Annotated in this window: 24 protein-coding genes, 1 riboswitch and 1 other annotated feature; of the genes, 4 read left to right on the forward strand and 20 right to left on the reverse strand. The window is 56.7% G+C overall.

The genetic code is table 11. The annotated features are described in order from the left end of the window. Positions 1–152 precede the first annotated feature (152 nt). Positions 153–719, reverse strand: a complete 567-nt coding sequence (locus tag C7459_RS03575; protein ID WP_170119243.1) for a ComEA family DNA-binding protein — start codon at positions 717–719, stop codon at positions 153–155. 127 nt (positions 720–846) lie between these two features. On the opposite strand from C7459_RS03575, the gene C7459_RS03580 reads away from it, so the two are divergent. The 3 genes from C7459_RS03580 to C7459_RS03590 all read left to right on the forward strand — a co-directional run bounded on the left by C7459_RS03580 (position 847) and on the right by C7459_RS03590 (position 3,233). Next, entirely contained in the window at positions 847–1,371 is a 525-nt protein-coding gene (locus tag C7459_RS03580; RefSeq protein WP_109686398.1) for a YqeG family HAD IIIA-type phosphatase, read from the forward strand. Positions 1,372–1,643: 272 nt separating this feature from the next. Beyond that, positions 1,644–2,090 carry a transcriptional regulator MntR gene (gene mntR / locus C7459_RS03585; RefSeq protein WP_109686400.1) on the forward strand — a complete coding sequence of 149 codons (447 nt, stop codon included), beginning with the start codon at positions 1,644–1,646 and terminating at the stop codon, positions 2,088–2,090. Between the two features lie 48 nt (positions 2,091–2,138). Then, a complete protein-coding gene (locus C7459_RS03590; RefSeq protein WP_109686402.1) occupies positions 2,139–3,233 on the forward strand; it encodes a D-alanine--D-alanine ligase in 1,095 nt (364 codons plus the stop codon). Positions 3,234–3,271: 38 nt separating this feature from the next. Here C7459_RS03590 and C7459_RS03595 read toward each other — a convergent pair whose 3' ends face one another. The 16 genes from C7459_RS03595 to C7459_RS03670 form a co-directional block, all read right to left on the reverse strand. After that, entirely contained in the window at positions 3,272–3,745 is a 474-nt protein-coding gene (locus C7459_RS03595) for a CBO0543 family protein (RefSeq protein ID WP_146200938.1), read from the reverse strand. A gap of 151 nt (positions 3,746–3,896) precedes the next feature. After that, complete coding sequence (locus C7459_RS03600) at positions 3,897–4,874, reverse strand: hypothetical protein (RefSeq protein WP_109686406.1); 978 nt, start codon at positions 4,872–4,874, stop codon at positions 3,897–3,899. 99 nt (positions 4,875–4,973) lie between these two features. Beyond that, on the reverse strand, positions 4,974–7,439 hold the full coding sequence (gene leuS, locus C7459_RS03605; protein WP_109686408.1) for a leucine--tRNA ligase: 2,466 nt from the start codon (positions 7,437–7,439) through the stop codon (positions 4,974–4,976). Between the two features lie 77 nt (positions 7,440–7,516). Beyond that, positions 7,517–7,753 (reverse strand) — a binding site (T-box leader). Between the two features lie 125 nt (positions 7,754–7,878). Then, complete coding sequence (locus tag C7459_RS03610) at positions 7,879–9,285, reverse strand: LysM peptidoglycan-binding domain-containing protein (RefSeq protein WP_109686410.1); 1,407 nt, start codon at positions 9,283–9,285, stop codon at positions 7,879–7,881. A gap of 55 nt (positions 9,286–9,340) precedes the next feature. Then, complete coding sequence (locus C7459_RS03615) at positions 9,341–10,087, reverse strand: class I SAM-dependent DNA methyltransferase (RefSeq protein WP_245884377.1); 747 nt, start codon at positions 10,085–10,087, stop codon at positions 9,341–9,343. Positions 10,088–10,141: 54 nt separating this feature from the next. Continuing rightward, on the reverse strand, positions 10,142–10,489 hold the full coding sequence (gene rsfS / locus C7459_RS03620; RefSeq protein ID WP_109686412.1) for a ribosome silencing factor: 348 nt from the start codon (positions 10,487–10,489) through the stop codon (positions 10,142–10,144). A 61-nt stretch (positions 10,490–10,550) separates the two neighbouring features. Continuing rightward, positions 10,551–11,141 carry a bis(5'-nucleosyl)-tetraphosphatase (symmetrical) YqeK gene (yqeK, locus tag C7459_RS03625; protein ID WP_245884378.1) on the reverse strand — a complete coding sequence of 197 codons (591 nt, stop codon included), beginning with the start codon at positions 11,139–11,141 and terminating at the stop codon, positions 10,551–10,553. Further along, a complete protein-coding gene (gene nadD, locus C7459_RS03630) occupies positions 11,119–11,733 on the reverse strand; it encodes a nicotinate-nucleotide adenylyltransferase (RefSeq protein ID WP_109686414.1) in 615 nt (204 codons plus the stop codon). The genes yqeK and nadD overlap by 23 nt, the downstream gene beginning before the upstream one ends. 24 nt (positions 11,734–11,757) lie before the next feature. After that, positions 11,758–12,051, reverse strand: a complete 294-nt coding sequence (gene yhbY, locus C7459_RS03635; RefSeq protein ID WP_109686416.1) for a ribosome assembly RNA-binding protein YhbY — start codon at positions 12,049–12,051, stop codon at positions 11,758–11,760. Between the two features lie 54 nt (positions 12,052–12,105). Further along, entirely contained in the window at positions 12,106–12,939 is an 834-nt protein-coding gene (aroE, locus tag C7459_RS03640) for a shikimate dehydrogenase (RefSeq protein ID WP_109686419.1), read from the reverse strand. Positions 12,940–13,229: 290 nt separating this feature from the next. Next, positions 13,230–14,354, reverse strand: a complete 1,125-nt coding sequence (yqeH, locus tag C7459_RS03645; protein WP_109686420.1) for a ribosome biogenesis GTPase YqeH — start codon at positions 14,352–14,354, stop codon at positions 13,230–13,232. Between the two features lie 10 nt (positions 14,355–14,364). Continuing rightward, positions 14,365–14,877, reverse strand: coding sequence for a YqeG family HAD IIIA-type phosphatase (locus C7459_RS03650; protein ID WP_109686422.1), 513 nt, complete (start codon positions 14,875–14,877; stop codon positions 14,365–14,367). 216 nt (positions 14,878–15,093) lie between these two features. Beyond that, positions 15,094–16,617 carry an HD-GYP domain-containing protein gene (locus C7459_RS03655; protein ID WP_109686424.1) on the reverse strand — a complete coding sequence of 508 codons (1,524 nt, stop codon included), beginning with the start codon at positions 16,615–16,617 and terminating at the stop codon, positions 15,094–15,096. A gap of 123 nt (positions 16,618–16,740) precedes the next feature. Then, positions 16,741–16,935, reverse strand: coding sequence for a YbdD/YjiX family protein (locus C7459_RS03660; RefSeq protein ID WP_109686427.1), 195 nt, complete (start codon positions 16,933–16,935; stop codon positions 16,741–16,743). Next, entirely contained in the window at positions 16,932–19,004 is a 2,073-nt protein-coding gene (locus tag C7459_RS03665; RefSeq protein WP_109686429.1) for a carbon starvation CstA family protein, read from the reverse strand. The genes C7459_RS03660 and C7459_RS03665 overlap by 4 nt, the downstream gene beginning before the upstream one ends. Positions 19,005–19,158: 154 nt before the next feature. Further along, on the reverse strand, positions 19,159–19,854 hold the full coding sequence (locus tag C7459_RS03670) for a C40 family peptidase (RefSeq protein ID WP_109686431.1): 696 nt from the start codon (positions 19,852–19,854) through the stop codon (positions 19,159–19,161). A 6-nt stretch (positions 19,855–19,860) separates the two neighbouring features. After that, positions 19,861–19,999: riboswitch (cyclic di-AMP (ydaO/yuaA leader) on the reverse strand. Between the two features lie 126 nt (positions 20,000–20,125). Here C7459_RS03670 and C7459_RS03675 point away from each other — a divergent pair. Beyond that, entirely contained in the window at positions 20,126–20,641 is a 516-nt protein-coding gene (locus tag C7459_RS03675) for a DUF3231 family protein (RefSeq protein WP_109686433.1), read from the forward strand. Between the two features lie 41 nt (positions 20,642–20,682). On the opposite strand, the gene C7459_RS03680 is transcribed toward C7459_RS03675, so the two are convergent. From C7459_RS03680 to C7459_RS03690, 3 genes are read right to left on the reverse strand one after another with little or no spacing between them, the layout of a single operon-like run. Further along, positions 20,683–22,014 (reverse strand): PTS sugar transporter subunit IIC, encoded by a 1,332-nt coding sequence (locus tag C7459_RS03680; RefSeq protein WP_109686435.1) that lies wholly within the window; start codon positions 22,012–22,014, stop codon positions 20,683–20,685. Positions 22,015–22,020: 6 nt separating this feature from the next. Further along, entirely contained in the window at positions 22,021–22,323 is a 303-nt protein-coding gene (locus C7459_RS03685) for a PTS sugar transporter subunit IIB (RefSeq protein WP_109686437.1), read from the reverse strand. Next, positions 22,320–25,184: a sigma-54-dependent transcriptional regulator gene (locus C7459_RS03690; protein WP_109686439.1), complete on the reverse strand. Its 2,865-nt coding sequence runs from the start codon at positions 25,182–25,184 to the stop codon at positions 22,320–22,322. Before C7459_RS03690 ends, C7459_RS03685 begins: the two co-directional genes overlap by 4 nt. Positions 25,185–25,192 lie beyond the last annotated feature (8 nt).

A 25,192-nucleotide genomic window follows, 5' to 3' on the forward strand; every position in this document is an offset into this window, starting at 1 on the left:
TCAGGAAGGGGGTGTACAGCGGGGAACTTGCTAGGTAGAGATGTGTCGAGTGCGGCGAAAACTTGCTGGAAACAGAGCGGGCTTCTAACAGGATGCGAACTTCTACTTTGCGTGAGTAACACTTGCAGGGCGTTTCGTTGAGAGACTTCTACCTACTCCACCGTCACTTTGTCGCGGATCTGGTCGATGAGTTTGACGCCGAAGCCGGGGACTTTTTTGAGGTCGTCGATGGAGAGGAATCGACCCTCGTTGTCACGGTACTGGACGATCGCTTGGGCGCGCGTCGAGCCGATGCCAGGCAGTTTGTCGAGTTCTTCGGCCGTCGCTTGGTTGAGGTTGAGCTTGCCTGTGCTGGACTTCGGCGCGGACGCCACCGGCTCTGCTCCGCTTTTCGGGACTACGACTTCCCCGCCGTCCTTCAACACCGCAGCCATGTTCAGCTTGTCAGTGTCTGCGTCAGACTTGGCTCCACCCGCCGCTTGCACCGCGTCGATCACGCGACTGTCGGCAGGAAGTTGATACACGCCCGGCGTGTTCACTTCCCCTTTTACATGCACCCGAACAGCTTGTCCGGGCTCTGGTTTCGCAGCGGCATCTGCAACCGTGGTGGCTGTTGGAGGTGCTTGCTCCACTTGCGGCTTGCCTCCATACAGATACACGCTGCCCGCCATCAACACCCCAGCGAGCACGGCGAGCAGCAAGAAGCGTTCCTTTTTCATAATCATCCCTCCTTGCTACTGACTTCAACAGGTGTCAGTTGTTTCCTCCTTTTCCCCTGTATCCCGCCCTGTGCAACCGCGAACGCTACTCCTACCAGCATTCTTAGGACCAAGGGGGAATTGGCGCATGTTGCTTCAACGCTTCATACCCAGCCTGCATCTGCACACGATCTTCGACATCGACTTTCAAAAACTCCGTGCGCGCGGTGTGCGCGGCATCATCACCAACCTTGACAACACACTGATCGAACAGGACAGCCTGCACGCCACCGAACGCCTGATGAAATGGATTCAAACCCTGCGCCAAGCAGGTCTGAAAGTTGTGATCGTCTCCAATAACAGAAAAGTTCGCGTCTCCGAGTTCGCCCGCCCGCTCGGCATCCCGTTCGTCTACGAAGCGCGCAAACCGTGGGGTCACCCCTTTGAACGGGCCCTGCGCCTGCTCCACACTTCGTCACAGGAAACGGTGGTGATCGGTGACCAATTGCTTACCGACATCTACGGAGGCAACAAGTTCGGTTTTTTCACCGTCTGGGTCGACCCGCTGCACGGCAAGGAAGGTTGGCCGACGAGGATCAACCGCTTTTTTGAACGCATCCTCTACCGCTACCTCAAGAACAAAGGCTATATGCCGTGGGACGAACACCTCTAAAAACCATGCGTCTCCCCTCGACCAACTCACCAATCTAGGCACCCGCACATAGAGTAAGACGACCGCGGAGCACAATCGGTACGTCGAGAATTGGGGCAGGCATCTTTGTGGTGATTGTACCTCCTGAACCTGTTATTGCTGGATCAGACGTTTGGCGGCCAATTCTCTTGGTAATCGTTGGCTTTGTGCAATTTGCACGATGCAAGCAATTCGGGTAAAATGTTACGGACGAATCTAGTCATGGATACTTCCGAGGAGAGAGAGGATTTGGTATGCTCACATCCAGCATGGAGGACTATTTGGAGAAGATTTACGAATTGATGAAGGAAAAAGGGTACGCCCGAGTATCCGACATCGCCTCCTCGCTTTCGGTGCAACCGTCCTCTGTGACCAAGATGATCCAGAAGCTTGATGAGAAGCAACTGGTCACCTACGAAAAGTACCGCGGAATCGTCTTGACACCGAAGGGCGAGCAACTCGGCAAATCGATGAAGCAACGCCACAAGCGGTTGGAAGAATTTCTGCGGATGCTCGGCGTCAGTGAGGAAACGATCCAGAGGGACGTCGAAGGCATCGAACACCACGTCTCGCCTTCCACGATGAAAGCGCTCAACAATCTCGTCCTGTTTTTTGACCAGAACTCCCATTGTTTGGAGGAGTTTAACGACTTCTGCCAAGAGTTGGAGATGTTGAAGGAGACGGAAGAAGAACGAAAGTGATGTGCTCCGGCGACGGAGCTTTTTTTCAGCCAAGAGAGGAGTGAGCGGATGACTCAGAAAATCAGAGTTGGCGTCGTCTTTGGCGGCAAGTCCGGCGAACACGAAGTCTCCATCAAATCCGCCCAGTCGGTCATCGAGAATTTGAATTGTGATCTATATGAAATCCTCCCGATCGGAATTGACAAGTCCGGCACGTGGCATGTCGGCATCGGTGCCTACAAGGCCCTCGGCGCACCCGTCCCGACGAAATTGTTGGGTGCTGCCGGGCAAGCGTCCGATGTGGAAAACCTGCTGCCGATCGCACAAGGAGCGGTCCTGCCGTCACAAGCCGCAGCGCAGATCGACGTCATCCTGCCGATCCTGCACGGGCCCTACGGTGAGGATGGCACGGTGCAAGGTTTGTTTGAATTGATGAACATCCCGTATGTAGGCGCGGGCGTGCTCGCGTCGGCTGTCGGTATGGATAAAGCGATGATGAAAACTGTATTTGCCCAAGCTGGCCTCGCACAATGTCGTTACGAAGTGGTGTTGCGCTCACGCTTTGAGCGCGAACCGGAAGTGGTTGCAGACGCTTTGGCTGCTCAACTCGGCTTTCCCTGCTTCGTCAAACCGGCGAACCTCGGCTCGAGCGTCGGCATCTCCAAAGCGAAGGATCGCGACAGCTTGATCGCCGCGTTGCAGATCGCCGCCAAGTATGACCGCAAGATCATCGTCGAAGAAGCGGTCGATGGCCGGGAGATCGAAGTCGCGGTGCTCGGCAACGAGGACCCGCAAGCCTCGATGCCCGGCGAGATCATCTCCTCGAACGAAGAGTTCTACGACTACGACGCCAAGTACCTGAGCGGCGAGTCCGCGATGGTGATCCCGGCCGAATTGACGGCGGAACAAATCGAGGAAGTCCGCGCACTGGCAGTTCGATCGTTCCAAGCGATTGACGGATCGGGCCTCTCGCGTGCCGACTTCTTCCTCTGCCGCAAGACCGGCAAGTTTTTGATCAACGAAATCAACACCTTCCCCGGCTTCACCCAGTACAGCATGTACCCGAAGATGTGGGAAGCCAGCGGCTTGCCGTATGACCAATTGATCGAGTCGCTGATCCATTTGGCGATTGAGCGTCACGAAGACAAGAACTCCACCCGTTAAAAAAAGCTGCATTCCTCCGCGGAGGAATGCAGCTTTTTTTACTTCGCGGCGCTGGCTGTACGCACCATGTGACGATAGGTGAGCTGCGCGATTCGCAATGTCGTCAACAGGAACGGGTAGGAGATCGCCGACTTCAAAAGGCTCCAGCCCTTGTACCGCATCAGATCCAACTTCAGCCAGAGCAGTTCGAAGCACAACAACAGCGCCACGACGAGCATGAGGTACCCGATGACGCGCCACCAACCCTTGCGTTCTGGCCAGTAGTTGAGCAACAGGATGCCGATGGCGGGATTGACAATCGAGATCTGGGCGAGGTCTAAAACTTCCACCCTGTGAGTCCCGTAGTCATACAGATCGAGGATGTTCCCGACCACCAAATCGAACATAAAGGCGAAGGAGGAGGTGAACGATAAAATAAAGAAATTCTCATGTCCGGGTACGCGTTTGGGAGCAAACACGATCACCAAAATCGAGATGGCCACCGCAACCCAACTCACCCAACGATAGTCCAATTTCTCCACCGCCCCCTCTCTTCTGTTCAAATCTTGTGTTTACAAGTATGCCCGTATCGTGAATGTCGTAATCTGTCGAAAACGCAAAAACACCCTGTACAAAAGTACAGGATGTTGATGAGTACACGAAAATAGTCCAAACGACGTATGCTTATAGACCCAAGAAATGTTGCACGCGCTTGCCGTCCACGGTGTAAAGCGTCCCGTTGAGTCCGAGAACGTGGTGGCCGAGGGTGCCCTGTAATTCAATCGCTAAGTACGGATGTGGCAGGTTGGTGGTGCCGCGGTAGAACGCTTTTGCCAAGGTCGGGGTCTGTACGGAATCGTACTTGCCCTCGCGCAGGAGACGCTCGACGAGGCCGATGAGGTTGGCATAGCTAGAGGTTGCTGCCGCCTCCGTTGCCTCGACACTTGCGGTGCTGTCTGTGCTGATGGTATTGGTTATGTTCTCCTGGAGCGTGGTCAGGTCGGTCTCTGCGAGCAGAGCGGCCGGGTAGTAGCTGAGCTTGCCGTCCTCGATGACGAGGCGCAGGTGCGGCTCAGATGCCAGCTTGTCCTTCGCTGCAAGCAATGCGTCTGCGAGTGATCCGCTTGCCTTGGGTGCAGGTGAAGCCGGAGGGGTAGCCTCTACTTGCGGAGCGGCTTTGGGTTTCGGAGCCACTTCTACCTTCGGAGCTACAGCTTCTGCGGTTGCTGCGACAGCTGCCACGGTGTTCCGTGCGTGGAGGAGTTCGACGAGTTGGCCGTAGTGGTCTGCGCTGATTTCAAAAAGTCCACCCTTGGCTTGCGGAGTGAATTTCTGACCCGTCAGCTCTTGCAGTTCCTCACGGGTGATCCCGTTCTTTTTGTCTTCCAAAATCAAGTCATATGCAAACGGTACATGGTACAGAAATTCACCGTTCGGATATTCAATCGCCTTCTCGACGACCGACGCGTTCGTGACGCGGCCAATCGCGAAGACAGTACCGCTACCGCCGTTCGATTTGGTTTCCAAGACAAGAACAGGACGAGTCGTCTGGCTCAGGTCGTTCGCTTTGTTCGCTTCCTTGAACGGGATGTGATCAAAGAGAACGTCCCCTTTTTGCCGCCAGACTTGTTTAATGTAATGCGTTGTGTTCGATTCACTCATCTCTGTGTGTTCCTCCTACTTTGAAATCCCGTACCTTTACGTTTTCGACATGCGACGAAAAAATCCTGCAGAGATGATCTCTCTGCAGGATTTTCCAATTTATCCAACCACGAGGTTGACGAGCTTGCCCGGCACGACGATCACTTTCTTGATCGACTTGCCTTCCAGCAACGCTTGGACCTTGTCAGAAGCGACGGCTTGCGTTTCGATCTCTTCCTTGGTTGCATCCTTCGGGAAGACCAGACGCTCGCGCACTTTGCCGTTGATCTGGACGACGTACTCGATCTCGTCGAGCACCAGTGCCGACTCGTCGTAGGACGGCCATTCCAGCGCATAGAGCTTCGAGGTTTCGCCCATCATCTCCCACAGTTCAGAGGTGACATGCGGTGCAGCCGGGTGCAGCAGGATCACTGCGGTGCGAATCGCTTCGGCCTTCGTCCCAGCGTCTGCTGCATCCGGGTACGTGTAGATCGCGTTGACCAATTCCATGATCGCGGAGATCGCCGTGTTGAAATTGTAACGGGTGCCGATGTCTTCGGTGACTTTTTTGATCGTCGCATGTGTCGCCATCCGCAGTTTCTTCGCGGCTTCACCCGATGCGTCGGCAGTCAGGTTCTTTTTGCGCAGGATCGGGATGTGGTTGTCGACCATGCGCCAGACGCGATTCAGGAAGCGGTTTGCGCCTTCGACGCCTTGGTCGCTCCACTCGAGGTCGCGGTCCGGCGGTGCAGCGAACAGGATGAACACGCGGGCGGTGTCAGCGCCGTACTTGGAGACGATGTCTTCTGGCGAGACGACATTGCCTTTGGACTTCGACATTTTCGCCCCGTTCAGGACGACCATGCCTTGGGTCAGCAGGCTCTCGAACGGTTCCACGAAGTTGACCAGCCCAGCGTCATGCAGAACTTTGGTGAAGAAGCGGCTGTAGAGCAAGTGCAGGATGGCGTGCTCGATCCCGCCGACGTATTTATCGACTGGCATCCAGTTGTTCGCCGCCTCGGTGTCGAACGGCAGCGTGCCATCGCCCTCGCCCGTGTAGCGCAGGTAGTACCACGAGGAATCGATGAACGTGTCCATCGTGTCGGTCTCACGGCGTGCCGCACCCCCACAGGACGGGCAGGTGGTCTGTACGAACTCGTCGTTGGTTTCCAGCGGCGACTTGCCTTTGACGCCAAAGTCGACGTGCTCGGGCAGCAGGACCGGCAGTTGTTCCTTCGGAACGGGCACGGTGCCGCAGGACGGGCAGTTGATCATCGGGATCGGAGCGCCCCAGTAGCGTTGGCGGGAGATCAGCCAGTCGCGCAGGCGGAACGAGGTAGTGGTTTTGCCGATGCCTTTTTGCTCCAGCGCTTCGACGATTTGAGTCAGTGCTTCGGCGTTGGAGAGACCGTTGAACTCCGCAGAGTTGATCAGTTTGCCCTCGCCGGTGACAGCAGAGGTCTGATTGGATTCCAGGCCCTCCTCCGGCTCGATGACCGGGATGATCGGCAGTTCGTACTTAGTCGCAAACTCGAAGTCGCGCTGGTCGTGCGCCGGGACGCCCATCACACAGCCGGTGCCATAGTCGGGCAGCACGTAGTTGGCGATCCAGATCGGCAGTTTTTCGCCCGTCAGCGGGTGTACCGCGTAGGCGCCGGTGAAGATCCCGACCTTCTCCGCATCGGTCGAGGTGCGCTCGATCTCGGAGGCTTTGCGGACTTTATCGATGAAGGCTTGTACGTCTGCTTGGTGTTCGTAGCCGGCGATCAGTTGTTGAACCAGCGCGTTCTCCGGTGCCAGCACGATGTAGGAAACGCCGTACACGGTGTCCGGGCGCGTGGTGAACACGGTCAACTGCTCGGCTTGGCCCGCGATGGAGAAGGTGATCTCCGCCCCTGTGCTCTTGCCAATCCAGTTGCGCTGCATGGTGATGACGTTCTCTGGCCAGCCGCCTTGCAGTTGGTCGAGGTCGGTCAGCAGGCGGTCTGCGTACTCGGTGATTTTGAAGAACCATTGTTCGAGATCCTTTTTGACCACTTCGCTGTCACAGCGCCAGCAAGCACCGTCGATGACTTGCTCGTTGGCAAGCACGGTTGAGCACTCTGGGCACCAGTTGACCGCCGCTTTTTTCTTGTACGCCAGTCCGCGCTCATAGAACAGTTGGAAGATCCACTGGGTCCACTTGTAGTAATCGGGCGAGCAGGTCGCGAGTTCGCGAGACCAGTCGTAGGAGAGTCCCAATTGCTTCTGTTGGTTGCGCATGAAGGCGATGTTGTCGAACGTGGAGACGTTCGGGTGTACACCGTGTTGGATCGCAAAATTCTCCGCTGGCATCCCGAAAGCATCCCAGCCCATCAGATGCAGGACGTTGTAGCCGCTCATCTTCTTGAAGCGAGCGACGACATCACCGATCGAGTAGACGCGGACATGGCCCATGTGCAGACGACCCGACGGGTACGGGAATTGCTCCATGCAATAGTAGTAGGGCTTCGAAGAATCGGTGGTCGTGTCGTGTGCGTTCGACGCTTCCCAGTTCTGCTGCCACTTGGTTTCGACTTCAGACGGTACATAACGACGTTCAGTCATGAGAGATTCCTCCTCGGTGTAAGGTAGTCGCTGAGAGGGACATACGTAAAAAACCCCCCACCCCCAGCGTCGATTGCGCTAGGGACGAGAGGTTAGGTAATCTTCCCGTGGTACCACCCTAATTCGGTCACGAATAGTTGTGACCCTCATTGACGCCTGATAACGTAGGCGATTCCGGTAGCAAGTAGTCGCGGTAGGCGCTTCCCAGCTACAGCTCTGAGGTGAGTTCGTTCGCATCCTCCTATCGGCTCGCACCTATGCACCGACTCTCTGAAAGGGCTCTGCAAACTACTGGTCCTCGTCATGGCTTTTTTCGACAGTTCTTGTCGATTCGTTTGATAGTAGTATACGCAAAAAAATTTTGTTTTGTCAACGCGGACGAACTATTTTCGTTGTGTTTTTTCAGAGGACAGAAGTGCGCATAGATCGTGCATCCTGCTTAGAGCACCTCAAATGTATCGCGCAGCAACTCCCAATACACAGATGACGTCAAGCCCTGCACTTGTGCGGACACACCAGCCAATCCAAGTTCCTGTACGAGCTGGAGTTTGGCGGCGATGCTGCGGGCATCCTCGTACCAGACTTGGCGCAGATGCCCGCCCTCGGCGCGGTAGGTGTACATCGGGGTGACGGCGAGGTCGTCCCAGTGGATCTGTTTCGGGACTTCGGTCACGCTGTCAGGATCGAGCTCCGGGCCGAACAGCACGAGTGACGCGACCTTGTCGCTTTTGTAAGGCATCGGCCAGTCGAAACCGTAGAAAGGAACCCCCAGCAACAACTTGTGACGGGGGATCGTCTGGAGCGCAAACTCCAGCGAACGGCGGACGATGTGCAACGGTGCCAGCGCCATCGGCGGGCCGTCGATGCGACCCCCCGATTCCTCCGCATTCCAGATGATGCGATCGGCAGAGGCTTCCATCAGACCGAGGTCATATGCGCCAGAGCGAGGATGTTGGGGGTCGTCCGTGTTGTGCGGGGGCACGGAGAGATAGAGCTTGCCCCGTTTCTGGTGAACGCGCATCGCCAACTCACGCACGAAGCGGGAGAAGGCAAGCCGGGCAGACGGTGGCAGGTGCGTAAATTCCAAGTGAATGCCCGCAAACTCATCCTGTGCAATCCACGGGCGCAACTGTTGAAAAAACTCCTGCCGGCTGGGGCCGTAGGAGATGACACGCAGTGCTGCCTCCTCATCCTCCGGGGCGATTAAAAGCAAAAGGCGAACTCTGCGCTCACATGACCCTGTTGACCCCGACGCTCCCGGCAGATTTGACACACCCGAACTTGTAGATGCACCTAGCTCACCCGACTGTCGGTCTGCTTCCTCTGCTCGGGCTTCCCTGTCGTAGCGTTCCGCTTGGCGGAGGTGGTCCCTCCTATTTTCAAACAGCGGTGGCATGTGCAGCGTTCCGTCTGCTGAGACAATCGCAGCCGCCAAGCTCATGCTCGACAGGCTGCTGCTGGCATCGTCGATCGTCGCCAGTTCATCGTACTCGCCTTGCACTTCCAGCCGCATATTGATCTCGATGCCACGCTTGTGCATCACGGGCACCGGGACGGTCAGCACGCGACCTTTTGGCAGCGCTTCCTTGTTCAGCGGCAGGTTGGCGGCGAGGAGAATTTTTTCTGGTATATGAAAATGGTTGGCGATCTTGCGGAGCGTGTCCGCCTCCTTGACGGTGTACGCCGCCAAGATCGTCGGCACTTGTGTCGGAACGAGCAACGATGTGCCCGGCACCAGTTCCTCCGATTCTAGCCCGTTGACCTCGACGATGCGTCCGGCCTCGACCCCGACGGCGCGGGCGATGGCTTGGAGGTTCTCGCCTCTTTTGACGACGTGTACATACATGTGCGACCTTCCACCCTCCTGCGGTTGGAGTACCCACAGGATATGTGAGATCTGCCTATCTCGCTACAAAAAACAGCCGTTCCGAGCTTTCGGTCGGCACGTCCCAAGCAAAGTCTGCATATACTTCTACCGTTGTGAATCCACTGTCCAGCAACATCCCGCGCAGAACTTCCACCGGATACGCCCGCTGTACGTGGCACTCCTGAAACCGGCGGTACAACTCGTCCTCTTCATCCTCCACCGCAAAAAACGTGATGTCATACTCCACCTGTGACTTTTCGGCATCAAACCGACTCTGCCACAAGTAGGTCACATCATCCCCAACTTCATAAAATACGTTGTTGCCGAGCTTCTCGCGCAACTTGTATTCGCTATGTACGTCAAACAAAAAACACCCGTTCGGCTTCAAATTCTGCCGCACGCGTGCAAATGTCGCTCGCAACCCGTCTTCCTCTAAAAGGTAACTCAACGAATCGCAAAAGGAAATCGCGAGGTCGCACGGTTCCGGCAACACCAGCTCGCGCAAGTCTTGGCAGAGGAAGCGCATCTTCGGCGATGGGCGCTCCAATTTGCTCTGCGCGATCATCAGCATGTCCTCCGATAGATCGACGCCGGTCACAGTGTAGCCTTGTTGGAACAACTGGACAGAGAGCTTGCCTGTGCCACAGCCCAAATCGGCAATATGGCGCGGTCTCAACTCATACCGCGCCATCGCCTGTTCCAAAAAGGTCATCCACCGTTCATAAGGAGCATCCTGCATGAGCAGATCGTAATACTCGGCGAACTCTCCATAAGCACTCACAGTGTAAGACCTCTCTCTATTCAATTATGAACTGCTAAATTTGCCAAAAACTCGTCACACCACGCTCAATTGCGGCGCGTCGCCCCAGACGCGCTCCAGGTTATAGAATTCACGCTCTTCCGCACGGAAGACATGAATCACGACGTCACCAAAATCCACCAGAACCCAGCGGGCTTCGTCGTACCCCTCCATCGACTTTTTGTAGACGCCGCGTTTTTCCATCTTCTCCACGACGCCATTCGCGATGGCTTGAACCTGAGTGTTGGAATTCCCGCTGCAGATGATGAAATAATCGGCGAGCGCGGACAGGTTCGCTATGTCCAAAAGCACCACATCGTTCGCCTTCTTATCTGCGGCAGCGTCAGCCGCAAATCGCGCCAATTCCAAGACTCGTTCTCTCATTGACATGCCTCCTAGATACGGGGTGGGGTGTACCTGCTACCATCGTATTCGACAATGGGTATTAAAGTTTCCGCTTGTCCTTGATTTTTTGCCACAAATCATTGCGCGCCATCAAGGTCAAGGGAAAAACGGGCTTGTGTTTATCGAGCAACAACCGGATCGTCCCGTCAAATGCCGTGGCGAGCGCCACGTCGAGATCCTCCTCAGCGAGTTTGCGCAACTCATCGACCGTCGGGAACGTGCGACCTGCTTCGATGTAGTCTGCCAAGCAGACCACTTTGTCCAACAAGGTCATCCCTACGCGCCCGGTGGTGTGGTAGCGCACCGCATCGGCAATCTCTGCGTCGTCGATGCCAAACTCCTCCGGCAGCAACGTGGCGACGATCGGGCCGTGCAACGCCTCCGCCACTTCGAGAAACGACGGATCGACGCCGCGCGCACGGGCGACTTCGTACCACTTGTCAACCGGCCATTCACGGGCATAGTCATGCGTCCATGCAGCGAGTCGTGCCTTCAACGGGTCAGCGCCATACCGTTTCGCCAGTTGGTCGGCCGCTTCCACAACGCCTGAAACGTGGCGGAAACGCGGCTTGCTCAAAACGGAGCGCACCATTTCTTTAACAGTCGTTTCATTGATCATCGCGTCGTTCATATAACTTGTTCTCCTCACTATACCGTATGACCTCGGCGGGTAGGAGATGCTTGACAGACAAATTCTTAACCAATCTGTCGCGCAACCACGTCGAGGAGATGTCAAGTCCAGGCATGTCCACGATGCGGATCTGCTCGTTGATGTGCGGGTAGAGCGCAAGCATCATCTGGCAGCTCGATTTGAGGTCTTCGCCCGGTCGGTTCAAGGCCAAGATCGTGACTTGTTCTAGGATGTTCTCGACCGATTTCCACTTTGGCAACAGCCGCAAATTGTCCGCACCGATGATCAAAAACAGCTCGGCATCAGGGTATTGCTCGCGGACGTGCAGCACCGTTTCCACCGTGAAGGACGGGCCCGGCCGGTCGAGTTCCCAGGACGTGACGGTGAACTGTGGACAGTCCTGCAACGCCCGTTGCACCATCGCGAGCCGATGCGACCCGTCGGTGATGCTCCGTCCGACCTTGAGCGGGTTGACCCCGGCGGGGACGAACAGCACGCGGTCGAGACTCGCCTCTTCCAAGGCGACTTGCGCCACCACGAGGTGTCCGATATGGATCGGGTCGAACGTCCCGCCGAAAATTCCTAGCCGCATAAGGGCTACCTCCTACACAGAGGGTTAGTTCGGCAGCTTGATTTGCTTGTTCTCTGCCGATTCCTTGTAGAGCACGACCTGCTTGCCGATCAGTTGCACCAATTCGGCACCGGTGCCTTCTGCGAGTTGCACAGCGACATCCTTTTTGTGTACTTCACAATTTTGCAGGATCGAGACTTTGATCAGTTCGTGCGATTCGAGGGCGAGGTTGAGTTGGTCGATCATGTTGTCCGAAACTCCACCCTTGCCTACTTGGGTTACCGGGGTGCAATGATGCGCTTGGGAGCGCAGATAACGTTTTTGTTTGCCAGTCAGCATATGCGATGAACTCCTTTTGTCTGTGAGCTTGTCCAAATTGAAAGTATACCACTGTCACAGATAGGATTCCACCGTTTTTCGCATCACATCCGTGGGAGCGGGATGTCCTGTCCACAATCGGAAGGCTTCCGCGCCTTGGTGGATGAACATGCCAAGCCCGCCGCTGACCAGACAACCACGTGCTGCAGCTTCCTGCAAAAAGCGCGTCTGGCGCGGGTTGTAGATCAGATCGCTGACCCACTGCCCGGCCCGCAACAAGTTCGGATCAATCGGCAACTCGTCAACCTGTGGGTGCATGCCGATCGGTGTGGTGTTCACGACGAGGTCGTACTCGGCGGGGACAACACCACTCAGTGACACCGCATCGGCGGCTGTTAAACTCTCCAGCGGTGCGAGAAGCTCCGCTGCCTTTGCCACAGCGCGTGCGGCGATGGTGATCTGTGCGGCACCATCGAGCGCGAGTTGGGTGGCGACTGCACGGGCGGCACCACCTGCGCCGAGCAACAGCACTGATTGGCCCGCTGGCGTGAAACCGGTCTCCTCCCGCAACGCTGCGAGATAGCCGATGCCGTCCGTGTTGTGCCCGATCAAGCGGCCTTGCTCATGGACGATCGTGTTGACCGCCCCGATCCGGCGCGCCGCATCGCTGAGCTCGTCAAGAAACGGAAGCACCGCGACTTTGTGCGGGATCGTGACGTTGACCCCGCGCAGATTCAAGGCTCGAATCGACTGCACGCCTTGCTCGATGGCCTCGGGCGGGATGTCAAACGCGAGGTATACATAGTCAAGCCCGAGATGGGCGAAGGCTGCATTGTGCATCTGAGGCGACTTGGAGTGCGCAACCGGATGTCCAAACAAACCGGTCAAGCGCGTAGAGCTGGAAACCATGTCCAATCCCTCCTTACCCACAGTCTAGCACGAATCCAAGACCCTGCCTATTCTCTTCGAAAAAACGACAAGTTCCCTCAAACGATCAGATACCCGCTGTCCAACCTGCTTTTGGTTCATCCTGCTTATTCTTCCATCGAAGCGAGAATTGATGTGCCGAAAAAGCCCGCTTTCGCAGGTTGCGAAAGCGGGCTCTTTTACTTGCGAAATTCCAGTTGCAGCCGCATCCCTTGTTCTTCGAAGGAAAACTGCAAGTCATACAAAAGGTAGTCGGTCAGCTCCGGCTGTGACTAGATCAGCGCGCGGCGGATATGGACATCGACGCCCTTGGGCGCATGGACTTTGACGGTGGTGAAGTGTTGACCGCGCAACGTGATCCAGCCGATGCCGGAGATCACGATATCCTGCGGGTGACCCGACTTGATCGTGAACGAATGCGCGTAGAGCTTGTGCAACAGCGGGTTCTCCTCCCCTTCATACGGGGGAGTCAACAGCGTGCCGAGATGCTTGTCGTAGAGCTCGTCCGCGTTCTCCAACTTCGTCCGGTGGACATTGAGTTGGTTCGCACAGTAGACGGTGAAACCTTGCTTGGGGCCTTCCACGTAGTCGACACGCGCGAGACCGCCCAGGAACAGCGATTGCTTATCGTTCAACTGGTAAGTCTTCGGGTTGATGTACTCCTCTGGGGTGATGTCGCGCACGCCTTTTGGCGACACGAGGTCGGTCAGGCGATGTCTGGTCATGATCCCCGGCGTGTCGATGATCGAACCCTCGTGGTTCGGCAGGTCGATCCGGATCGTGGACAGCGTGGTGCCCGGATAGCGCGAGGTGGTCAGCTCTGCGCCGTCCTCTTCCCCGAACAACTGCAACAGCCCGTTGATCAACGTGGACTTGCCAACATTGGCAGTTCCGACGACATAGACGTCACGCGTGCCGACTTTGGCTTCGATCGCCGCTTTGACATGCTCGATCTCGACGCGCTTTTTCGCAGAGACGAGAAAGACTTGTTCGACTTCGACACCTTGCTTCTTCACTTCATATGACAGCCAGTTCTCGACGCGCTCCCAGTTCGTGCTGCGCGGCAACAGATCGGCCTTGTTCGCGACGAGCAGGATCGGGTTCTGTCCGACGTATTTCTTGATGTCCTTCACCCAAGAACCCGCAAAGTCGAACAGGTCGACAACCTTGACGACCAAGGCGTTGCGCTTGCCGATATCGGAGAGAATCTTTTGAAAACCTTCGTTGTTCAGGGCGACAGGAGCTACTTCATTGTAGTGTTTGATCCGGTAGCAACGTTGGCAGACCGGGTATTCACGTTCGACGACAGAGTTCAGCGGAGCATAGCCCGCCGCAGTCTTGTCCTCCGTCTGGATGCCAATGCCACATCCGCTGCAGATCAATTCAAGTTCAGACATGATGGTTATCTCACTCCCAAGGTAGCATTCCGCGCTTGCGCAAGATCGAGAACGCCACGCGTTCCATCGCACGCAAGACTTTTGTGCCGATAAATTCCTTCTCGCCAACAGGTGCGACGAGAATCGTATACAACCCCATTCTGTTCCCGCCTAGCACGTCGGTAAACAGTTGGTCGCCGATCACGACCGTTTCCTCGGGCTTGGTGCCAAGTGTCTGCAAGCCACGGCGGAACGGTGAGTTGCTCGGTTTTTTCGCCGAGGCGACCCACGGGATGTTCAAGGGTCTCGCGAAGCGCTCCACCCGTGCATGATTGTTGTTGGAGACGATGCAGACTTTGATGCCGTATGTATCGCGCACATGGTCGAGCCATTGCAAGATCTTGGGCGTCACATCAGGTTCGTCCCATCTGACTAACGTGTTGTCGAGATCGGTGAGTATGCCGCGCACGCCTCGTGCCTTCAGTTGTTCAAGATCAATCTCGTACACTGATTCCACGAACAGGCTCGGTACCAAACGACGCATAGGTTTCACCTCTGTATAGGTATGTGAAAAAATCCCCATTTCATCCGTCACCTGTTGAGGATATCACAGAAGGACAAAATAAAAAAGGAAAAAACCTCTGTGCCCGGCTCGAGCGTAGGACAGAGGTTTTTTCCCGACATGCACTGTTGTATTACTGGTATTAGACAAAAGTGTCGAAAAATCCTTTTTGATGTCGCATGGTAATTTATTGCCCGCCTACAGCGCCTTGCCAAACGCTGGATGCCGATCCTCCGCCATTTCCACGCGTTGGATGTCGATAAAAAGCTGTGCAAACTGCGGGTCCCATTGCGTGCCCTTGCCATCTGCGAGGATGGCGAGGGCTTTTTCGATCGCCATCCCTTGGCGGTAGGGACGGTCTGAGGTCATCGCGTCGAACGCATCGGCGACCGCCATGATCCGTCCGAACAGCGGGATGTTCTCCCCAACCAACCCATCTGGATAACCTCGTCCATCGTAACGCTCATGGTGCGAGCGCACGCCTGGCAGGAGCGGTGCCATCGCTTCGGCAGGCTGGATCTGCAACAGGATCGCCTCGCCCAGCACCGGATGCAGTTTGATCTGGGCGAACTCCTCATCCGTCAGCTTGCCTTCCTTGAGCAGGACGTTGTCGCGGATGCCAATTTTGCCGATGTCGTGCAGGAGCGCCGATTTGTTCAACAGGTCGAGTTGCTCAGGCGGCAGGCCATACGTGCGCCCGATCTGCACCGAATACTTGGCGACGCGCGTCGAGTGACCCGCCGTGTACGGGTCACGAGCATCGAGTGTGGCGGCCAGCGTGGAGAAGTACGATTCCAACAGTTGCGTGTTCATCTCATCGCGCACGCGCAGATCCTGCACCATCAAATTGAAGCCGGAGATCAACCGCGAGAACTCGTCGGAGTAGAGGTCGGACGCCTGCACCGTGAAGCGTCCACGCTGGACGTGGCGCATCATCTCCTGCAACTCCTCGATCGGCTGTTGGACGGAACGCGACATCAGCATCGCGCTCGCCGCTGAGAACCCGACCCCGAGCAAGAGGATGATCAACGCCCACTGCCAGTAGCTCTCAAAAGAGCTGTCTGTCTCCGCGAGCCGCACGTTGGTCGCGAGGCCGAACAGCATCGTGGGAATCGTCCCGATCAACAACGCCGAGAGCGTGTACTTGCGGCGGGTGGAGACCAGCACTTCGCCGTGCAACGACAAGTCGAGCGAGTAGTCCTGTAACGACCATCCGCGCAGATGGGACAGCACCGGGCGAATTGCCTCGGTCGTCAAGTAAAACTCGATCATCGCGTGCATCAGCGAGACCAGCAGACACCCCACCAGTGCTAACCACACGAAACGGTTCGGCAGGTGTAGCCAGCCGTTGGAGATCGCAAGCAAGGCCATCGACATCCCAGGTACAGAGAAGCCGATCAGATGCGGCCCGAGCGTTCGCTTGACCGTCAACAGCGGCAAGCGGTGCACGACCAGATAGGCACGCTCAATATCCTGCGCCGTTCGAGCTTGACGGAGGAAGACTTGCCGGATCGGATCGAAGTAACGCTTGAACATGATCGCTTCGGCTGTGAACATCGTGGTGACGGCGATCAGGAGGATCACGACCATCGCCAACATATCCTCCCGTTGCAAGTGCAGGGTGGAAAACATATAGAGGCCCCCGATCCCGAACACAGCGACCGTCGACCCGATAATATAATTGCGAATTAATATGCGCAGGAAACGTTGATAGACAGCCATTCCAATGACCTACCTTCGTAAAAACTCACCTTAGTTGATGTCCTTACAATTCGGTGAGTTGAGCGGAAATTCCTTCTGTTGGTAAAAAAGACTGCGCCCGCCGCAGCGGACACAGTCTTTTTTCTAACAACAGCGCGTCGCCTCTCCCGACTCGTAGCGCTCCTTCAAACGTTGCATGTAGAAGTCGCGCTCCGAGAGCGGTTCTTGGTCGGGATGGGTGGCGTTGTGGTGTTCGATGTACTTCTCATAATCAGGCATGCCGAACATCGTCTTCACATTGGAGCGCGCCTTGCTCATCCAGACGAGGGCGTTTTTCATAGGTTGAGGTTCGAGTTCTTGGTTTGGATGAACGGCGTCTCAGACAGCGGCTTGGTGTGGCGACCACCGAGGATCTTGATCCACACGCGCGCCGCATCGAGCACGATCAGCACGACGATCGCCATGAAGAATCCGCAGACCACAGCGTCGAGACGGTCGTTAAAAATGATCTGGTCCATCTGCGCCGTCGTCTTCGCCGGTGCCAGCAGTTTGCCAGCATCGAGCGAGGCTTGGTACTTGTCCGCATGGGAGAGGAATCCGATCTTCACATCGGTGGAGAAGATCTTCATCCAACCCGCCGTCAGCGTGGTGAGCAACAGGAACGCCAGCGGCACGACGGTGACCCAGATGTGCTTGGCCTTGCCCATTTTCAGCAGGTAGGTCGTCGCCACGGTCAGCGCGATCCCGGCCAGCATCTGGTTCGAGATCCCGAACATCGCCCACAGCGAGTTGATCCCGCCCAGCGGGTCGACGACGCCTGCGTAGAGGAAGTACCCCCAGCCGGCGGTGATCAAGCCGGATGCCAAGATGTTGGCAAAAAAGTTATCGGTGCGACCCAGCGCCGGAACGATGTTGCCAAACAAATCTTGGAACATGAAGCGGCCGATCCGCGTGCCTGCGTCGATGGTGGTCAAGATGAACACCGCTTCGAACAGGATTGCGAAGTGATACCAGAACGCGGTCATCGCAGAACCGCCGAGGAACTTGGCGAAGATCGCCGCCATGCCGACCGCCAGCGCTGGTGCGCCACCGGTGCGGGCGAGGATCGAGTTTTCCCCGACATCCTTCGCCCATTGCGTAAGCGTTGCGGCGTCGACGGTGAAGCCGAGTTTTTGGATCGCCAATACCGCAGTGTTCACATCGGCACCGAGCACAGCTGCCGGGGAGTTGATCGCGAAGTAGACGCCCGGTGTGAGCGCACAGGCTGCGATCAACGCCATGATCGCGACACCGGATTCCATCAACATGCCGCCGTAGCCGATCATCCGCGCATGCGATTCACGTTGGAGCATTTTCGGCGTGGTGCCAGACGATACCAGCGAGTGGAACCCGGAGATCGCCCCACAGGCGATCGTGATGAACAAGAACGGGAACAGCGGGCCTGCAAAGACCGGGCCAGAACCGTCGAGGAAGTTTGTGAACTTCGGCATGTGGATCTCCGGTCGGACGACGAGGATGCCGATAGCGAGCAGCAGGATCGTACCGACTTTTAAGAACGAGGACAGGTAGTCACGCGGTGCGAGCATCATCCAGACAGGCAGGACAGATGCGACGAAGCCGTAGCCCATCATCAACCACGCCAACGTGGTTTTTTCATAATCGAAGTAGTGTGCGAAGGACGAATCGGCCACTTGTTGACCGAAGATAAGGGCGAGTATCAAGAGTACGAAACCGATCAATGAGCCTTCCAAGACACGACCGGGGCGTATGTAGCGCATGTAAACACCCATAAACAGCGCAATCGGAAGCGTCGCAACGATCGTGAAGGTCGCCCACGGAGAATGGAACAGGGCGTTGACGACAACCATGCCAAGCACGGCGATCAGGATGATCATGATCGCGAGCACGCCGACCAAGGCCAGCACGCCGCCAAACGGACCGATCTCTTCCTTCGCCATCTGACCGAGCGATTTCCCGTTGCGGCGCATCGAGCCGAACAGGATGACAAAGTCTTGGACTGCACCGCCGAGCACGACGCCGACGAGAATCCAGATCATGCCCGGCAGATAGCCCATCTGTGCCGCAAGTATCGGGCCGACCAGCGGGCCAGCACCCGCGATGGCCGCGAAGTGGTGACCGAACAACACCCACTTATTCGTAGGTACGAAGTCCTTGCCATCATTGTTGATCTCAGCAGGCGTCGCGCGTTTGTCGTCGAGCCCAAAGATCTTGTTTGCCATGAATTTCGAGTAGAAGCGATACCCGATCGCATACGTACAGAGTGCCGCGATGACGATCCAGGATGCGCTGATCGTCTCACCTGTGTTGATGGCGAGCAGTGCGAAAGCAACGCCGCCCAGTACGGAAACTGCCGTCCAGATCAGGATCGAGAGCAAGTTCTTGTTCACGTGTAGAAGCTCCCCCTTTGGTTGTAAGATGAATGGACTATGAAATCGCTTACTATTCGAATTATACGACAAGTTTGTGAATTTTTCCTTCTCTGACAACTGGAAAATGCCAGAAAAAAACCGACTTGCACATTGCCAAGTCGGTTCTGTTTGCTTATAGGTAGCTGCGTGCTCCAAGGTAACGCGGACCCCAGTAGCCATCGTGCAGGCTGTCGATCTTCACCCCATGCGATGAGGTTGCCGAGATGAACTGGTCGTTGCCGACATAGATGCCGACATGTGTCGCGCCTTCGCCATAGGTTGTGAAGAACACGAGGTCGCCCGCTTTCAATCCGTCAACACTGCCGCCACTTGCAAACATGTCGGCTGCGGTGCGCGGTACATCGATTTCGTATTGCGACATCACGAACCCGACGAAGCCAGAGCAATCGAAGCCAGCCGCGCTACGGCCGCCCCATGCATACGGGGTACCGATATACGTTTCGGCGGTGTCGACGATCTTGCCACCTGCGGTCGAGCCTTTGGCTGCACGGACTTTCGCAGCCTCCGCTTGGATCGCCGGGCCCGTTTGCACGCCAACCTTGCCATTGATTTCAATGTCGTGGTCATGCTGGAATGCTTTGACGGCATCTGCGGTAATTTCACCGTAGTAGCCGGTATTTTGCGAGTATGTAAAATAACCGAGCAGGCGAAGATCAGCCTGCAGTTGTTGCACGTCTGAGCCACTCGAACCGATGGTGAGGACATTCGTTTGCCCGTACGAAACAGCCGCATGAGCGTGCGAGATGGACAACGACGGCGCGACAAATACAGTTGCAGCAATCAAAAAGGCTTGTACAATACGTTTCAAATTCAGTCTTCCTCCCTACGCGGCCTCCGAGGTTAGTTGACGGGTTCGGGTTGAGAGTAACCCTACCGCTAGGATCAGCGGATTCACCCCAAGGGAAAATAGTCCCCCGTACTGGTTTTTGAACCAGATTCGGCCAATTTCGACATGTTGAAAGTCTAGCATACAAATTGTCAGAAAGCAACGAAATGAGAGATTTCGTATAAAAAGAAGTACGCCTTGGCATGGTAAAAACGGGGTGATTCATGTGAGTCTACTAGAGGCTATTGCGACCATGATAAAAAATGCTGCCAGCGATGATGATCCAAAAGCGCCCTTGCACGTCGGTGAGGTGATGGCACTCTGGACGTATCTTGCATTTAATCAAGAATCTAAAATGTACATTCAAGTTGCCTTGAACACCACGACAGATGAGGAATTGCGCCACGCCCTGCACGATTGCTTGAAAATCAACAACAAGCATGGGCAAAGGGTTCGCGAACTTTTACTGAGCGCGGGGGTCCCGTTGCCGCCCCCATCTGAGGAAAAGCCGCACTCGGACAGCACCGCGATCCCGCATGGTGTCAAACTCACCGACTACGAGATCGCCAATGGGCTTGCCGTGAAAGCGACCACTGCGGTCGTCATGCTGGCCTCCAGTGCGGCGGAGACCGTTCGCAATGACATCGGGATGATGTTTGTGGAAATGCAGTCGGAATCTTTTATCTCTGCGTTCCTCCTCAAAAACCTGCTGCGCAAACACGGCTGGTTGAAAGTGCCCCCCTACTATGTCGCGCCGGGCCAGCCGTAACGCAAAAATCTCTCATCCTCGCAGGAGGAATGAGAGATTTTTTATGCCTCGGCCAGCAATCGGCGTTCATAGAGCTTGAAGAACGGGTAGTAGATCAAACTGGCGATCACGAGGTCGATTCCTTGCAAGAGCATTCCACGCCACGATCCATCGGCCAAAAAGCCGCCGAGCAAGACAGGCATCGTCAATGGCGGTTGTACCGTCGCTACCGGGACGAGCCCAGTGTGCATCGCGAGGTAGTTCAGTGTGACGATCACCGTCGGCGCGAGCAAAAAGGGAATCGCCATCAGCGGGTTCAACGCAATCGGTACGCCAAACACAATCGGCTCGTTGATGTTGAACAGCCCCGGAACCAGAGCGACCCGCCCCACCTGCTTGAGTTGCAGGGCTTTGGAGCGCAACAGCATGAAGACCAGCGGCAACGTCGCCCCCGAGCCGCCTAAGTGCGCATACATATGAAAAAACGGCTCGCTCACGATGTGCGTCGCCGGCTCTCCTACCCCTAGCGCAGCGATGTTCGCCCCAAGGTTGTTCTGCCAGAGCGGGTAGGCGACAGACGACACGACGTTCATGCCGTGGATGCCGACTACCCAAAGCAACATCATCAGCAGAATTTGCAAGATTGCTGAGGGCAAGGTGTCGGACGCTTGTACGAGAAAACTCAATTTCGCCATCACGATCTGCGGCATCGTCAACGCCGTGTTCGGGTCGAGCGGCTGTGGTGAAAAGGTAGTCGTCGCCCACCATTCGAGCAAAAACGCCCCCCCGACAGCGAGAAAGGCGGGGATCATCATCTCAAACGAGCGTGCCACATTCGGTGGAACGGCCGGCGGCATCTTGATCACGAAGCCACGCCGCAGCAGAAAGGCGTTCAGCTCCGCCACCCCGATGCCCGTCAAGATCGCAACGAAGAGCCCGATGGCCCCGAGATTGTCCAGAAAGCGGTCGAGCGTCAGCGCTTGCAAGCCGACGAGATGCCCGTTCTCCCGCACGCCGACTGGCAAGCAGAACACCAACAGCGTCGCCATCGCCATCAGCCCGATACGCCCGCCGTCGATCTTGTAGTGCTTGGCGAGGCTCTCCGCAACTCCGTAACATACCCAGAGCGCGATCAGTCCGAACGTGAACTGAAAGGGGATCATCAGCATCGGGCGCGCCTCGATCAGCCATTCGTTGACAGACCCCAACACGCCTGCGTGCAGATCAGCAGGCAACGGAGGAATCGCCAATATCAAGAAAATCGAGCCGACGATGATCATCGGCAACGCGCTGCCAATAAATGCGTTGCGAATCGCCTGCATGTAGCGATTCTCCACCACCCGCATCGTGACGGGTAACAGGGTTCGTTCCATATAGAGCAAGAGTTTTTCCATGCCGTTTTACGCTCCTTGCTCGAGGAGGGCCAGCGCTTGTCGCAAGGCTGCTGCTCCATCAGCGAGCGCATAGGTTCGGCCCTCGATCACACCAGCCGGTCGCCCGTGCGAATGGATGGTCGGCAATAGGTAGCGCACTTGCGGGGCCACGAGGAATACGTCTGTTTCTTCTGCGATGTCGGGTACTTCGCTGCTGCCTACGGCGCGCACTTGCACCGGCGCGCCGATCTCCTTCGCCGCGCTCTCCATCGAATGGACGAGCAACGATGTGGAAAGTCCGTAGGAGCAGACCAGCACGATCTTGTTCATCCTCGCACCTCCTCTCCTTGCGCCAACAATCTCCACAGATGCCCCAACTCACAGGCGGGCACTTCGATGTCGAGCGCTTCGCTCACCTCACGAAGCGCTTCGAGGATCTGCTCTCCACCGGCCAGCGGCGGCGGCAATTCGCCGCGTGCTTCCGTCGGCCACATCCCGCGCCACAAGCGATGTTCGATCGCCATGACGAGATGCATCGTGATCCCAATCTGCAAATCGATATCCAATTCACGTTCCCAGGTCTCGCTGAGTTTTTCCAACGCCTTGACGATCTCCGGTACGAGGAAGTACGGATTGACCCGACGCACCGTGCGGCGCAACGTCTCGATCAACGCTTCCCAGACCGGTGTCTGGGGAGTATCCCCTGCTCGCCATTGCATCGTCGCCCCGATCAGATGCGAGAGGCGGCGCAATCCAACACCTGTCAGAATCTCCTGTGCGGAGACGAACGGCACGCCCTCCAAGTTCGGATTGAGCGTTCCGACAACCGCCAACAGCGGCCCGTCGCCCACCAACTTGCGCATCCGCTCTGGCGTCTCCTCCAAGGAGGCGATCGACACCGGCACGATCTGCAATTCAAAGTCTTCCGGCAAGACCATGCGTTCCTCCAAGATCGCTTTCAATTGCATCGCTGACCCTTGACCGGTCACACAGACCACCGGCAACACACCTCGACGGCGACCGCCTGCATCTGTGTAGGTTGCGACGTCACCCAAACTGCGTTGCATCAGTGAGTTGTGCAACGACTCCAAGGTCGTCCCGGGGGCAAAAGCGGCCCGCCGCACCGCGTCCACCACCATGCGAGTCGTCAAGTTCGGCATCGTGCGCACGGGAATCGTCGTATGAGCTTGCACCCACTCACCCGCGCCGAGCAGATCGCCCATGTCCACGAGCAAGAGCACGCCCTTGCCCTCGTCCGCGGCTTCTGTCAGTTGCGCCAAGCGCTCTCTCGCATCGGTTGGTTGCATCGAGAGCGGCACGTTGAAGGCCACCCCATGTGCAGTTCCGAGCAACTGCTGGGCTGTCTCCAACATCGACGTGGCGGTTGATGCCCCGTGTGCAGCGACGACCACCCCGACACGAGCAAACTGCGGCGTCTCCTCTGCGGAAGCCAGCATCGTCGCCAGAAACCCAACTTCGTTCTCCGGCAACTGAATGCTTGTTCGATTGGCAAAAAAGTTCACCATCTCTCCCGCCGTCCGGTACTCCTCTGGCGATTCGAGATAGAGATTGGCGAGCCCTGGACTTTGCAGGGTCGATCCCGATCCGTAGCGATCGACGGCGGCGCGCATGTGCAAGGCCGCACCGAACACCGTCTGCGAGGAAAACACGCGCTCCAACAGGCGCGAGGCGAGGTCGAACATCTCCTCCACCACTTGCAGGAACTCCTCGCCAACCATTCGCGCCAACTCGTGACGACGGGATTCGAACTGTCGAGACACGCGTTGCAGGAAGCGACGGAAGTACACATCGATCTCCCCGGACAAGACCCGGTTGATTTCCTCCTCGTTCAACCCGCGTCGCCGCAGTTCCACCGCTTGTTGCTCCAGCATTTCATAGACGCTGTCATCGTGCTCAGGCGGCTGCCCTCGCCCTTCCTGACCGTGCAGCAAAAGCCCCTTCGGTGCATTTTGCAACAGTCGATCCAGTTCCGGCTTGCGGTCGGGAATTTTCAACAGCCCCCGATAGACATGGTCGGAGGCGTTTTCCAGCGCGACTTTGAGCAGGTTGGCGTTCTCCTCCTGCATCTGCGAAAGGAACGCGCGCGCACAGAGCAGTTGGATCTCGCTCTTGAGCTGCCCGACATTCGCAGGGCAGTCAAACAGCAGCAACGCCTTGAGCACATCGGGCGCAATGTAGAACGGACGTTGTACCCGGGTGCTCTCCTGCATGAACAGGAAGTGGATCAGTCCGAAGCGTTCCTCCAAGGTACGCTCCTCCAGCGATGGGATGCCGATCCACATCGGGATACGGCGCACGAAGGTCAGCAACAGACTGGACTGCACATTCTCCGTGGTCGCTGCGATCAAGCGAATTTTGGCCTGTCGTACCGTGTCCGACTCCCCCAGCCGCCGGAAGACCCCGCGATCGAGCAAGGTGAACAGCATCTCCTGTCCTTCTGGCGGCAGACGATGGACCTCGTCGAGGAACAGCACGCCCCCGTCCGCTTTTTCCACCAACCCGGCGCGGTCGCGATCGGCTCCCGTATACGCGCCTTTTTCCACCCCGAACAGTTGTGCGAGCAACAAGTGCGGGTTGTGTGCATAATCGGCGCAGTTGAAGGCGACAAAGGGAGCGCCCTCCGGCAGGCGCTCCGTCTCGACGGCGAAGCGATACATGCAATCAGCGAACAGTGTTTTCCCTACACCGGTCGGTCCGGTCAACAGGGTGTGCAAACCGTCTGGCGGGTAGAGGATCGCCGCTTTGGCGAGTTCGATCGGTTTTTGTAACGTGCCGTCCTGACCTTGGAGCGCATCAAACGCCGAGCGGCGCGTCAGCAGCGTCTGACCTGCACGCTTGGAGACGGTTTTGCACAGCCGCGAGACGATGTCAGCAAAACTGGCCCACGAGCCGTATTCATGAGCAATCTGCCCGCGCGCCCCTTCCCCCAAGCGTTCAAGCAGGCCTGCATAGGAAAAAAACAAGACCGGCTTGCCACCGATCTTGATCGCTTTCTTCTCTGCAACCAGTCCGTTTAAATCCCGGCTCGCGTTGCTGCGGTCGATACCCAAGCGTTCTCCTATTGCTTCGGCGGTCAAACCTTGCGTGAGCTTCGGGCTGATTGCCTCGAGGTCGAAGTGTTGAGTTGTCCAATCGTAGAGCTGAACGTTCACGCGTTGCTGACGCTTCATGGGGTTCT

The sequence above is a fragment of the Tumebacillus permanentifrigoris genome, assembly GCF_003148565.1.
GTDB lineage: Bacteria > Bacillota > Bacilli > Tumebacillales > Tumebacillaceae > Tumebacillus > Tumebacillus permanentifrigoris.